This window comes from Thermopolyspora sp. NPDC052614 (assembly GCF_040678635.1).
GTDB lineage: Bacteria > Actinomycetota > Actinomycetes > Streptosporangiales > Streptosporangiaceae > Thermopolyspora.
On the sequence record NZ_JBFATZ010000007.1, the window covers coordinates 387,111 to 399,379 of the forward strand.

9 protein-coding genes and 3 pseudogenes are annotated in these 12,269 nt (G+C 73.2%); 8 read left to right on the forward strand and 4 right to left on the reverse strand.

Annotated features, from left to right (window positions below; all coding sequences use genetic code 11):
* Nucleotides 1–72 precede the first annotated feature (72 nt).
* Nucleotides 73–1,302, reverse strand: coding sequence for an FAD-dependent monooxygenase (locus AB0K60_RS18550; protein ID WP_364055800.1), 1,230 nt, complete (start codon nucleotides 1,300–1,302; stop codon nucleotides 73–75).
* A gap of 268 nt (nucleotides 1,303–1,570) precedes the next feature.
* Between AB0K60_RS18550 and AB0K60_RS18555 the strand changes: the two genes are divergently transcribed.
* The 5 genes and pseudogenes from AB0K60_RS18555 to AB0K60_RS18575 all read left to right on the forward strand — a co-directional run bounded on the left by AB0K60_RS18555 (nucleotide 1,571) and on the right by AB0K60_RS18575 (nucleotide 7,093).
* Entirely contained in the window at nucleotides 1,571–2,158 is a 588-nt protein-coding gene (locus tag AB0K60_RS18555) for an OsmC family protein (protein ID WP_364055803.1), read from the forward strand.
* Between the two features lie 22 nt (nucleotides 2,159–2,180).
* A pseudogene (locus tag AB0K60_RS18560) lies at nucleotides 2,181–2,714 on the forward strand (FAD-dependent oxidoreductase); the annotation flags it as partial.
* A gap of 23 nt (nucleotides 2,715–2,737) precedes the next feature.
* Nucleotides 2,738–5,278 carry an AAA family ATPase gene (locus tag AB0K60_RS18565; RefSeq protein WP_364055806.1) on the forward strand — a complete coding sequence of 847 codons (2,541 nt, stop codon included), beginning with the start codon at nucleotides 2,738–2,740 and terminating at the stop codon, nucleotides 5,276–5,278.
* A 274-nt stretch (nucleotides 5,279–5,552) separates the two neighbouring features.
* The gene (locus AB0K60_RS18570; protein WP_364055809.1) at nucleotides 5,553–6,086 is read left to right on the forward strand and encodes a hypothetical protein; all 534 of its coding nucleotides are present in this window, start codon (nucleotides 5,553–5,555) and stop codon (nucleotides 6,084–6,086) included.
* 512 nt (nucleotides 6,087–6,598) lie between these two features.
* Entirely contained in the window at nucleotides 6,599–7,093 is a 495-nt protein-coding gene (locus tag AB0K60_RS18575; protein ID WP_364055812.1) for a carbonic anhydrase, read from the forward strand.
* Between the two features lie 455 nt (nucleotides 7,094–7,548).
* Here AB0K60_RS18575 and AB0K60_RS18580 read toward each other — a convergent pair whose 3' ends face one another.
* Both AB0K60_RS18580 and AB0K60_RS18585 read right to left on the reverse strand, forming a co-directional pair.
* Complete coding sequence (locus AB0K60_RS18580) at nucleotides 7,549–8,964, reverse strand: Nramp family divalent metal transporter (RefSeq protein ID WP_364055815.1); 1,416 nt, start codon at nucleotides 8,962–8,964, stop codon at nucleotides 7,549–7,551.
* 466 nt (nucleotides 8,965–9,430) lie between these two features.
* On the reverse strand, nucleotides 9,431–10,513 hold the full coding sequence (locus tag AB0K60_RS18585) for an acyl-CoA dehydrogenase family protein (RefSeq protein WP_364055818.1): 1,083 nt from the start codon (nucleotides 10,511–10,513) through the stop codon (nucleotides 9,431–9,433).
* Between the two features lie 119 nt (nucleotides 10,514–10,632).
* Here AB0K60_RS18585 and AB0K60_RS18590 point away from each other — a divergent pair.
* A pseudogene (locus AB0K60_RS18590) lies at nucleotides 10,633–11,102 on the forward strand (cupin domain-containing protein); the annotation flags it as partial.
* A 126-nt stretch (nucleotides 11,103–11,228) separates the two neighbouring features.
* Complete coding sequence (locus AB0K60_RS18595; protein ID WP_364055886.1) at nucleotides 11,229–11,576, forward strand: helix-turn-helix transcriptional regulator; 348 nt, start codon at nucleotides 11,229–11,231, stop codon at nucleotides 11,574–11,576.
* Nucleotides 11,577–11,696: 120 nt separating this feature from the next.
* On the opposite strand, the gene AB0K60_RS18600 is transcribed toward AB0K60_RS18595, so the two are convergent.
* Entirely contained in the window at nucleotides 11,697–11,927 is a 231-nt protein-coding gene (locus tag AB0K60_RS18600) for a hypothetical protein (RefSeq protein WP_364055821.1), read from the reverse strand.
* A 67-nt stretch (nucleotides 11,928–11,994) separates the two neighbouring features.
* Between AB0K60_RS18600 and AB0K60_RS18605 the strand changes: the two are divergent.
* A pseudogene (locus AB0K60_RS18605) lies at nucleotides 11,995–12,269 on the forward strand (hypothetical protein); the annotation flags it as partial.

Here is a 12,269-nt window from a genome sequence, read left to right on the forward strand (position 1 = left end):
GCGGTCCCGCCCCGGCGAGGCGAGGAACCGGGGACGAGAACCGGGACGAGGAACCGGGGCACGGCCTCGGCGTCATCGGTTGCCTTCCCGGGTCGAATGAAACGCCGGTGTCAGGCGGCCGTGGTGCGGCGGTCGCCGGGGACGGGAGCGGCGGCGATGTCGGCCGCCTCGACGTCGATGGCGACGCTGAGCCGCTTCTGCAGGGCGACGAACTCGGGGACGGGCGGGTAAGGCGGCCAGGGCGCAGGTCAGCTCGAAGATGTCGCGTACGGCCTCGTCGCGCCGCCGCTGGTAGCCCGCCAGGGCGGCGTCCTCCTCCAGGTCGCCGCGCAGCGCCTGGTCGAGCGCGGCCGCGAGCAGTTCGGCGTCGCGGTAGGCGTCGCTCAGGCCGTGACCGGTGATCGGGTCGCGGTGATAGCCGGCGTCCCCGACCAGCGCCCAGCCGGGTCCGTGGGCGCGGCGCAGGTGCTTCGGGGCGCGCAGCATGCCGGTGACCGGTGCCGTACGCCGTCCGGCGGTCAGCCGTTCGGCCAGCTCCGGAGCCGTCCGGCGCAGGGTGGCGGTGAAGGCCTCCGTGCGGGAGGCGGCCCGGCGGCGGGCCTGCCGGGCGTCCGCGCCGGGGGTGCAGATCCACACGCAGGCCTGGCCGGCGTGGGTGGGGAAGACTCCGGTGAAGGCGCGCTCGGCGACGATCAGCTCGATGGCGTCCCAGGGCAGGCCGTCGTAGTAGGTGTACTGGGCCGCGCCGTCGCCGCCGCGGTCCTCGATCAGCTCGGCGCCGGCCTCGCGGGCCACGCGGGAGCGCAGGCCGTCGGCGCCGACGACGAACCGCGCGTGGATCTCCAGCGGCGAGCCGCCGGCGTCGTGGCCGTGCACGCCGGTGACGCGGCCGGCGCCGTCGCGGAGCAGCCCGGTGACGGTGGTTCCGAGCCGCAGGTCGGCGCCCGCCCCGGCGGCCGCCTCCGCGACGATGGTGTCGAGGATGTGGCGGCGCGGCGCGACCAGCAGGTCCACCCCCGCCTTGTCCTTGATCGTACGGGTCTGCGACTCGCCCGCGGCGGCGAGCGTGACCCGGCGGATGGCCGGGGCTCCGCTGGCGAGCACGGGATCGAGCAGTCCCCAGCGGCGCAGCAGCACCACGCCGGTGCGGGCGAGCTGGTGGGTCGAGAGGGTGTCGGACGGGAAGCCGGCCCGGTCGAGCAGCACCACGTCGTGCCCGAGGCGGGCCAGAAGCAGCGCGGTGGCCGCGCCGGCGGCGCGTGCGCCCACGACGACGACGTCGTGGCGATGGTGAATGGGCATGGTGACGCGACTCCAGACTCGCCTGAGAGGGATCAAGGGCGGAAGGTGTGCGGCCCGGCCGGCCCGCGCCGCGGGCGGTCAGGCTTCGGGAACACCGTCGGCGGGCGCGCTTCCCCGCCGCTTCCCTCGGGTCCCGCGCGCGTCCGGGCGGGGGAAGGCGGCGGGAAGGGCGGGGGAAGGGGCCGTTCCTAGCGTTCCTGGCGTCACTCCGCACCGGCCTTGCGCGGCGCCGCCGCGCCGGAGCGGGGCGACAGAAAGGACAAGCACGATGAGTACCGACCTCGCACCCGGCAAGGCGCTCCGCGGCCCGATGAACGGCGTGGACACTCCGGCCCTGTTCGCCACGATCGACGCGGTGCGCGGCAACCCCGAGATCGCCAAGTTCCGGTTCCGTGCCAAGAACCGCTGGGTGTCCGGCACGCACAACCGCAGCGTCATCCGCGGCTTCTACGGCGCGGGCCAGGAGGACGCCAGCCGTACCGAGGACTTCGTGTACGACGCCGACCACCCGGCGATCCTGGTGGGCTCGGGCAACGGCCCCACGCCGGTCGAATTCCTGCTGCACGCGCTGGCCGCCTGCCTCACCTCCGGTCTGGCGAACATCGCCGCGGCCCGCGGCGTGCGGCTCACCGAGGTCGAGTCCACCGTCGAGGGCGACATCGACCTGCTGGGCATCCTCGGCCTGTCCGACCAGGTGCGCAACGGCTACCAGGGCATCCGCGTGAGTTTCTCGATCTCCGGGGACGCGCCCGAGGAGGTGCTGCGCGGCCTGGTCGAGCAGTCCAGGGCCCGGTCGGCCGTCTACGACGTGCTCGTCAACGGCGTGCCCGTCGAGATCGACGTCGCCACACGCTGAGGCGGGAAAGCGGACGGAAAGCATGCCTGCCACGACGGCTGTCGACACGGTGGTCATCGGCGCCGGTCACGCGGGCCTGGCGATGAGCCGGTGCCTGACCGGGCGCGGTGTGGAGCATCTGGTGCTGGAGCGCGGGCGCACGGCCGAGCGCTGGCGCACCGCGCGCTGGGACTCCTTCCGTCTGCTCACGCCGAACTGGATGACCCGGTTGCCCGGGTGGGCCTACTCGGGGCCCGACCCCGACGGGTACATGGCGGCCGGTGAACTGGTGGCCTACCTGGAGGACTACGCCCGCTCGTTCGCCGCCCCGGTCCTGGAGAACACCACGGTGCTGCGGGTACGGCGGGCGGGCGGCGGCTACCTGGTGCGTACGGACCGGGGCGCCTGGACGGCGGCCAACGTCGTCGTCGCGACCGGCTACCACGCCCGGGCCGCCGTGCCGGCGTTCGCCGGCGGGCTTCCCCCGGGCCTGGTCCAGGTCACCCCCGATCGCTACCGGCGACCCGGCGACCTGCCGGACGGGCCCGTGCTCGTGGTCGGGGCGTCCTCCTCGGGCGTGCAGAGCGCATGGACCGGGCGATGCGCCAGGAACTGGGCGTGGGGCCGAGCGAGGAGGCCGTGCGGCTGCGCAACTCCCTGCTCGGCGCCCGGCAGGGGCGGCCGTCGCCGAGCCCGCTGGTGGGCAGGAGGTCCCAGGCCGCCACGCTGGAGAAGACGCTGGCCGAGGCGGCGCGCGGGCGCGGCCGCACGGTGTTCCTGTCCGGCTCGCCCGGCATGGGCAAGTCCCGTTTCCTGGAATGGGCGCGCGCCCTGGCCGCGGCCGGCGGCTGGCGCGGCGGGCACGGGGCGGCCTCGCGCATCGAGGGCGCCTGGCCGTACGCGCCGGTGCTGGAGGCCCTGGCCGACCTGTGCCGCAGGCACCCGACCCTGCTCGACGGCCTGGACGACCGATGCCGCAAGGACATCGACCAGGCGCTGGCGGGACGCGCGCTCGACCGGAGCGGCGGCGGCGGGCACCAGCGGCTGTTCGTGGCCGTCGCCGAACTGGTTCGGCTGGCCGCGGCCGGGCCCGGCCTGCTGCTCACCGTCGACGACGTGCACGAGGCCGACGAGGCGAGCCTGCGGCTGCTGCACTACCTGTCCCGCTGCTGCCTGAACGAGCGCTTCGTCATGGTGCTCGCGCACCGCCGCCAGCCCGTCTCCGACACCTTCGAGCAGGTGCGCACCAGCCTGCTGAGCCGGGCCGGCACGCTGGAGGTCGCGCTGAGCGCGCTGGAGCGGGCCGAGACCGAGGAGCTCGCGCGGGCCATCCGGCCCGGCCTCGCCCCGGACGAGGTCGAGCGGATCTGGGAGCTGTCGGGCGGCACGCCGTTCACGGCCGTCGAGCTGGCCCGCGCGGGCGCGACCTCGCAGGCGGACGGGCGCGGCGCGGGCGCGGCCGTGCTCGCGGTGCTGGCGCCGCCGGTACGCGCGGTGCTCGAACACGTCGCGACCGCCGGGGCCGCCTTCGACACCGACACCTTCCTGGCGCTGGCCGGCGTGGAGGAACAGGAGGCGTTCGACTGCCTGGACGCGGCGCTCGCCGCGCTGATCGTGGAACGCACCATGGACGGATACCGGTTCAGGCATCCGCTGATCCGCGACGCGCTGCTCGGCGACATCCCGCCGCACCGCGCAAGGGCCCTGCATCGGGCCTGCGCCGAGCGGCTGGTCTCGGTGAACGCCTCGCCCGCCAGGATCGGCCACCACCTGCTGGCCGCGGGGGACGTCGAGGCCGCCGTGCCGTATGTGCTGCGGGCCGCGGAGACGCAGGCCGCGGTGGGTGCCTACCGGGACGCGCTGGCGCTGGTCGAGTCGGTCCGGCCCGTCACCGCCCGTGCCGGGCGGGCCGCCGAGCAGGCCCGCGTCCTGGCGTTGCGCGCCGATCTGCTCGCCGCGGTCGGCGACCCGTTGGCGATCACCGCGTACCGGGAGGCGATCCGGGCCACCGGCGGGGACGTCCACCGCGGCCTGCGCGCGAAGCTGGCCCGCATCGCCGTCTACTACGGCGACCTCGACACGGCCACGGCCGCGCTGCACGGGCTCGAGACCGACGGCGGCCCGGCCGACGCCGCCATCCTCCTGGCCAGGGGGACGATCGCGTACTTCACCGGCGACCTGGACGGCGCCTGGGAGGCCGCCTCCGCCGCGGGGCTGTCGGAGACGGCGGTGTGGGAGCAGCCCGACCTCACGGCATTGAAAAGCCTCATCACCCATAACCGGGGCGAGTGGAGCCAGATGCTCCGTTCGGAGCTGCTGCGCACCCGCGAGGACCCGGCCCTGGCGACGATGGTCTTCGACTCGCACCTGTGCGTGGCCGAGTACCTGCTGTACGGGCCCTCCCCGTACCCCGAGGTGATCGAGCTGGCCCGCGGCCTGCGCGTCACCGCGCGACGTGCCGGCGCGCTGCGCGCCGTGGCGTTCGCCGGAGCGCTGATCGGGGAGGCGGCGTTGCTCTGCGGCGACCTGGATCTGGCCGAGCGGGAGCTCGGCGAGGCCGCCGACCTGCACCGGGAGATCGGCGCGACCACAGGGGAGGCCCACTGCCTGCAGCGGCTGGCCGAGGTGCACCTGGCGCGCGGCGACCGCCCGGCCGCGGACCGGCTGCTGCGGCGCGCGCTGCCGCTGGCGCGCTGGTCGCTGCTCGCCCACCACCTTCTGCAACGCCTGTACGGGACGATGATCCTGGCCGCCCCCGATCCGGACGCGGCACGCGCCGTCGTGGACACCGCCGAGGCCGCGTTCGGGCAGTCCGACTTCTGCCACTTCTGCACCGTCATGTTCGAGGTGCCCGCGGTGATCGCGTGCGCGGCGGCCGGCGACCTGGCCGAGGCCCGCCGCCACCTGGAGATCGCCGAACGCTCCGCGGCCCTGTGGGACGGCACCGCGTGGCAGGCCGCGATGCTGGAGGCCCGCGCCCACCTGGCCCGCGCCGAAGGCGAACCGGCGGAGGCGGCCCGGCTGTTCACCCGCGCCTCGGACCTGTTCGCGCAGTCCTCGCATCCCCTCGACGCCGCGCGTTGCCGGACCGCCGCCCTGAGCGGTGTCGGGGGCGGGGAGACGCCCCTGTCCGGGCGGTGAGCGACGCCCCACGCCGGGCCCGGCCCCCGCCCAGCCCCCGCCCAGCCCCCGCCGGGACCATGCCGGACCACGCCGGGCCCGGCATGGTCGGCCCGTACCGGTCGCGCGCGGCGGCGCCGGGCCTGCGCGGGGAGCGGAGGATGCACCCGCTCCCATTCCGGCTTCCTCCGCTCTTCCCCCACGCGGGCACAGGGGGGGCACGGGGGGAAGGCGCGGGGAAGCCCGCAGGAAGCGGTGGCTCGCAAACTCGACGTGACGCAAGGCGGAGTGCGGCATGAGCACCCCGCGTCACGCATACGAGGAGACCGACGTGAACTCACGATGGACGGGAAGGGTCCGGCTCGCCGCGGCGTTGGCGGCCGTGGCGTCCCTGAATCTGATCGCGCCTGCGGCGGCGCAGGCGAGTACGGCCCGGGCCGACGGCCGCTGCGAGCTGACGTGGGCCAACACCAGGGAATCGGACACCCTGGAGTTGACTCTCCTGTGCCTGCCCGCGAACGGCGGCGACAGCATCTCGTCCGTGGACATCTGGGCGAGCGACACCTTCAGCGACGATCTCCTGCTCCACTATCCCGTCCAATGCCCTTCGACCAGCCAGTACCCGGTCACGAAGCGGATCAGATGGACCGTCTACTCCGAGTACCTGGACGAGGACCTTCTGGACAGCGACGAGATCTACGCCCGCGTGGCCGTCAAGAAGGCCGACGGCAAGACGTACGTGCTGCAATCGAACGTCGCGAAGGGCCGATGGGGCAAGACCATCGATCTCGGCTTCGGACCGCCGAAGCGCAAGACGCTGACCTGCTGAACCCGATGCCGGCGGCGACCCGGCCCCTCCGGGGCGGTCTGTCACGGCGCCGCCCCCGTTGTCGATCAGGCGGAGGGAGCGCCGGCGGGGCCGCTGAGGGCGGCTGCGATGGGGGTCGGGTCCGGGCGGCGCACGGCGACGGGGATACAGGGCGCGGATCCGTGCGAAGTCAAACCTCATGCCTCGTGATCAATTCACGATGCACGGGAATTTATACACTCTGCCTCTTTTTTATTCGCCGTTTTCCTCTGCCGGATTGGGCGGCGCGGGCGTAACGCGACGGCGCTCCGGCGGGCGGCCGGTCCCCCGCCGCGACCCCGCTCACCCGCGATGATCTCGGACGGTTATGTGAGGAAAATCACTCGGCCGGGTTCCGCACGGATTCGGAGCCCGGGCGGCATATCGGGACTGGGAGGATTCATCCGGGAGCGCAGGATTATGTCGGCAAAGCGTGAGGAGAACCACTCAAATATTCTTTGACACGGCTGTATCCGTGGGGTGTGCTACCTAGCGTGACCGACTTTGATGATCTGTTCAGTGCCAATGAGTTATTCGCCGCGAACTTCGAGTTCTCCGGGCTGACCGGCACGGCCGCCCGCGGGCTCGCGGTCGTCACCTGCATGGACTCCCGGATCGACCCGTTGGCCCTGCTCGGCCTGCGACCGGGGGACGCCAAGATCCTGCGCAACGCCGGCGCACGCGTCACCGACGACGTGCTGCGCACGCTGGTGCTGGCCGTATACCTGATGAGCGTCAAGCGGGTGCTGGTCATGCCGCACACCGACTGCGGCATGACCAAGGTGAGCGACGCCGACGTGCACGAGCTCACCTCCCGCCGGGGCGTGGACACCCGCAGCATCGACTTTCACACCATCCCCGCCCAGGACGAGGCGCTGCGGCACGACCTGGTCAAGATCCGTACCAGCCCGTTTCTTCCGCCGGCGATGCCGGTCGGCGGCGCCCTGTACGACGTGCGCTCGGGCAAGCTGCTCGCCGTCGACGTGTGAGACGTGTGGGCCGCGCGGCCTGGCGTCCGCGTGAGCCGCAGGCAGGTGGCCGATCCCGTGGAGGAGGCCCGTGGAGGAAGGAGGAAGAAGGAGGGCTCGTCCACGGATGGACGGTTTTCATCGGGTCGCCTGATTCCGTGAGCAGGCCGCGGAATATCGTCGCGGTCCGCCCGAGGGCCGTGTGCCGCGCCGCCTGCCCGCCGCGCGGCCGGTGTCGGCGTGCCCGCCGTACGGGCCGTCTTCAGGGGGCCGCTCGCCTCGTTCCCCGCCCGGTGCGCGGCTGCGGGAGGGGCCGGGGCGCCTTGCGCGCAGGGTGAGGCGCGTGCCGGTCTCGACCGTACCGTGATCCGGGGGCCGAGGTGAGCGTTTCGGCGGATTCCGGCGCCGGGCCTGTCGCCGGGCCCGGCGTCGGAATCCGCCCGGGGGATCCGCCGTCCTCCGCCGCGTGGCGGCCCCTAGAGCCGTCCGAGCTGGTCCAGCAGCGTGAGCACGGAGAAGTAGCCGAAGAACAGGAACGTCACAAGGACGATGACCAGCCGGTATCCGCGGATCTTGATCGCCTGGGGCAGCGTCCGCCGGTTCAGCCAGGCCAGCAGCGCCGAGTAGAAGAACATCATGATGCCGCCGACGCTCGCCGAGATGATCAGCAGGGTGATCGGCTGGTCGAACCCGGCGATCAGCACCAGGCTTCCGAACAGCACCATGAACCACACCACGATCCCGTACACGCGGCTCTCGGTCCAGAACCGGCTCTCCGGCAGGTAGACGGTCTTGATGACGTCGGCGACCATGCGTCCCACGTAGTCGCAGATGCCCATGCTCGCCGCGAACAGCGACACCGCGCCGACGGCCCAGAAGAAGGTGCCGAACCAGCTCAGCCGCTCGTTGAGCACCTCCCCCTCGGTACGCAGGAAGGTGACGTTGTTGGCGGTGTCGGCGCCGAACACGGTGGAGTAGGCGAGCATCGAGGTCACCGCGATGGTGAGGATGGTGATCGCGACGAACGAGACGAGCTGCTCGACGTTCGCCACCCGCCACCAGGCCCGCCAGCGCGCCAGGTTCGCCTCGTCGGGCCGGAAGAGGTACCCGGTGGAGGGCTTGGCCTGGTCCTCGCCGGTGAGCGGGGAGACCAGGCGCGGGATGCGGCTGCCCATGCCCAGGCCCTTGTCGCGGATCCAGTTGCTCTGCACCAGGTTCTGCCCGCCGCCCGCCCCGGCGAAGGCCATGGCGCCGAGCACGAGCGCCGCGCCGAGCTGGGAAGGCACCTGCCCGATGTGGGTGACCGCCTCGCCGAGCCCGCGGTAGGCCTCGCCGGTGACGGCGAGCACCAGGGCGACGAGCAGGAAGACGATCACGGCGGCGACCTTGAAGAACTGCGTCGCCTCCAGGGTGCGGTAGATGACCGGCGACAGGGTGAGCGCGAAGCCGATGATCAGCAGCATGGCGACCGCGAGCACGGTGACGTTGCCGCCGCCGACGGCGTAGGTGAGGACCGTGGCCGAGCTGGTCGCCCAGCCCGGCCAGATGTTGGCCAGCAGCGACATCAGGGCGAACAGCAGGCCCCAGTGCCGCCACAGCCGGCTGAACCCGGTGAGCGCGGTCTCGCCGGTGGCGAGCGTGTAGCGCTCGATCTCCATGTTGAGGAAGTACTGCGCGACGACGCCGACCACGGCCGCCCACAGGAAGACCAGGCCGACGTTCGCCGAGATGTAGGGCCAGATCACGAACTCGCCCGAGGCGAGGCCGACCCCGGCGGCGACCACTCCGGGGCCGAGCACCCGCCTTAGCGGCTGCGGGTCGGGCAGTTCGGCGATCGTGACAGGGGGGATTTTGCCGCGGGCTGTGGGGAAGTCACGCACCACCTCGGTCATACGTGAGTAAATGCCCTTAAGAAATCATTACAAATCCCTCAACTGACAACTACTTTACCAGTGATCTGACTGTCCTGTCATGGTGCGGCGCCGCCGACCGTGCTCGCCGTTCCCGCGGCGCCTGCCAGCGGTGTCCCCACCGGTGTTGCCCGGCCGCCCGGTGGGGACACCGGCCCCCGATGTCGGCCGCCGGCGGCGCGTCGGTGCCCGACATGGATCACAAAGGCTCCTCCCCTACGTCGCGGGCCTGTGTCGCGGGCCCGCCGCCGGATGCGATCCCGGCCCCCGCCGCCGACGCGCCTCCGCGTTCACGGCCACGCGCTCGCCCGGCCGTACGCCGGAAACGAGGACGTTGGGCACGAAGACGCCGGGCACGAAGACGCGGCCGACGGCGGCAAAGGACCTGATCCGCGACAGGCAGCGGCCATGCGCGACCGTGGGGAGTTGCCAAGGCGAGCCGCAGTCGTCACTGCTGTCCGATACGCCGGTCGGCCAGTGCCGAGCCGAGCCTCTCCGCCGCCAGGTAGTTGCGCAGATGCGGGTGGCGGCTGCCGACGGCGACGTCGCGCCAGTACCGCTGCAGCGGGCTCGCGGTGTCGAACCCGCTCGCGCCGTACAGGTCGAGCATGAGCTCGACGGCCGCCCGGCAGTCGCCGCCCGCCCCCGCCAGGTCCCTCTGCAGGCCGACGCCGTCGCCGTCGGACAGGTCGGGCGAGTCCGCCGCGCGGGCGACCGCCAGCATCGTGCGTTCGGCGCGGTCCACCAGGTGGGTCGCCTCCGCCAGCCAGTGCCTGGCGCCCGGCGACTCCCCCATGCGCGAGTAGGTGGTCATGTACGGCTTGCGGTCCGAGGCGAAAAGCTCGTCGATCACATCGAGCGCCCCCCGGGCGGCTCCCACCACGGGGCCGAGCACCGTGAGGGCGTACGCCAGCCGCTTGGCGAGCGGGGGCACGGACCAGTCTGCGATGCGCTCGGCCGGTACCAGGACGCCGTCGGCGGCGAGGCTGTGGCTGGCGGTCCCGCGCATGCCGGCCATGTGCCAGGTCCGCCTGACGGTCAGGTCGGCGACCGGGATCGCGGCGAGGTGGGGCCGTGCGTCGATCATCAGGGCGAGCGTCGCCCACGTCGCGTCCTCGCATCCGGAGACGTTCGGCCAGGCTCCCGTCACCCGTATTCCCCCGGCGACGGGCTCGCCCCGGCCGCAGGAGGGAAGGCCGGAGCCGCAGGCGAGGCCGTCAGGGTCGGCGAAGAATTCCCGCTGGACCGATTCGGGGAGGTATGTGGCGACGAGATCCTTGCTGACCATGCATGTTCCGGTGATCCAGGCCGTGGAGGGACAGGCCCGCCCCAGCGAGGCGAGGAACCGGGACACGGTCTCCGCGTCGGCCCCGGCCCCTCCGAACGCCGCGGGCGTACCCAGCGCGAAGCCCCCGCTCGCGCTGACCGCCTCCAGGCTCTCGGGGGCCACGCGACCGTTCCGGTCCGCCTCCTCGGCGTGGTCGCGCAGCACCTCGGCGGCTTTGTCGTGACTGGTGGATTGGTCACTCATGGACGCAGACTCAACCATCCGCCGCGCGGCCGCGGCCATACGCGAGCGGCCCCGCTTCATACGCCTGTGTGCCGCCGGGCCGGGGCGGCGGGGCGGCGACATTGGCTAGCATCTGCCGCATGGATGTGATCAGCGAGGTGATCCGTACCGTCCGCGCCGGAAGCGCGGACGCTCGCGTGATCAAGCAGTCCGGCTCCTGGGGAACGCGGTTCCCCGCCTTCCCCGGCAGCGGATTCCACATCGCCTTGCGCGGCAGTTGCTGGCTGATCACGGCGACGGAAAGGCCGGTGATGCTGACGGCGGGCGACGTCGCCATCATCCCGTCCGGCGCCGATCACGGTTTCAACCACGTCCCATGCGCGCTGGAGGATCTTCCGATGGCGGAGCCCGGCCTGCAGCCCCCGGGCCCCGGCCCCTCGACTTCGACTTCCTGTGCGGCGCGCACCGGCTCGCCCACGGCCGGGCTCCGCAGTACCTTCAGGCGCTGCCCGACGTCATCACGGTCACGCCGGATTACGACCGCCATCCCGAGCTGCGCTCGCTGACCGAGCTGTTCGGCGCGGATGCCTCCCAGCGGCGGCTGGGGACCGGAGCGACCCGTGCCGCGCTGGTCGACCTGATCCTGGTCCACGCGCTGCGCCAGTGGCACGAACTGCAGGGCGCGGCCGAGAGGCCGGTCGTCGGCGATCCGGCGATCGCCGCCGCGATCCAGGAGATCCACCGCGATCCGGCGCGACCGTGGACGGTGGCGCGGCTCAGCCAGACCGCGGGCATGTCTCGCACGACGTTCAACCGGCGGTTCACCGCGCAGGTGGGCATGCCGCCGATGAAGTACGTGACCGACTGGCGCCTGGACTACGCGGCCCGGCTGCTGCGGGAGACGGACGCTCCGCTGGCGTCGATCGCCCGCCAGGTCGGATACGCGACCGAGTTCGCGTTCGCGGGCGCGTTCCGCCGTGAGTACGGCGTCTCGCCGGGCCGCTACCGCCACTCCGCCGCGCCGCCATGCGACCTCGCGCGCCCGTCCGCGGGCGAAGTCGCGTCGTCCACGGCGCCGCACTGACACCTCACGCGCCGCACAGACGAACCCAGCATGAGACGAGCCGGCGGCGTTGTCTGCGATCGGGTGCCCTTCAGCCGCACGGCCCGCCGACCACCGCCGTCTGGCCGTCACGGGCGGGGGCTACGGCCAGGCCGGGGGCGGCATGCGGAAGACGCCGTCCTGCTGAACGTCCTGCTGAACCCGATTGCTGACGGCGGCCCGGCCATTGCGGGGCGCTCTGTCACGGGGCCTCGGCCTCCGGCCGGGCCAGAGGCGGGCGGGGGCGTTGCGGAGTTCGGCGGACACGGCTCGTTCGCGCAGCTCGGCGGCCTTGAGCTGGGCACGCAGGTCGCCGGCACGGGCCTTGTGCACCGACAGCTCCTCGCGCAGCAGGTCGCGTTCGGCTGCCAGGACCGAGGCATACGCTCCGAACCCGGCGATGATCGCGGCGATCGACCCCGCGCTGTTTCCGGCCGGGTCGGTTTGCGGCGGCGGCGGGCAGGCGTTCCTCGGACTGCCGCCGGGCGCGGGCGAGCTGCCGCTCGGCGGCGGCGACGCGGGCGGCGGCCTGGTGTTCGGCGCGGGCCGCGCGCTCCTCGGCGAGCTTGGCGCGGGCCTCGGCGACGGCGGTCGCGGCCAGGGTTTCGGCGCGGGCGGCTTCGGCGGCCTCGGCGCGGGCCAGGGCGCGTTCGCGTTCGGCCTCGGCCGCCTCGG

What these genes read in the sequence shown, in the direction of transcription:
- AB0K60_RS18550 (WP_364055800.1), bottom strand. Translation starts at nt 1,302, where the DNA reads ATGCCCATTCACCATCGCCACGACGTCGTCGTCGTGGGCGCACGCGCC.
- AB0K60_RS18555 (WP_364055803.1), top strand. Translation starts at nt 1,571, where the DNA reads ATGAGTACCGACCTCGCACCCGGCAAGGCGCTCCGCGGCCCGATGAAC.
- AB0K60_RS18565 (WP_364055806.1), top strand. Translation starts at nt 2,738, where the DNA reads ATGCGCCAGGAACTGGGCGTGGGGCCGAGCGAGGAGGCCGTGCGGCTG.
- AB0K60_RS18570 (WP_364055809.1), top strand. Translation starts at nt 5,553, where the DNA reads ATGAGCACCCCGCGTCACGCATACGAGGAGACCGACGTGAACTCACGA.
- AB0K60_RS18580 (WP_364055815.1), bottom strand. Translation starts at nt 8,964, where the DNA reads ATGACCGAGGTGGTGCGTGACTTCCCCACAGCCCGCGGCAAAATCCCC.
- AB0K60_RS18585 (WP_364055818.1), bottom strand. Translation starts at nt 10,513, where the DNA reads ATGAGTGACCAATCCACCAGTCACGACAAAGCCGCCGAGGTGCTGCGC.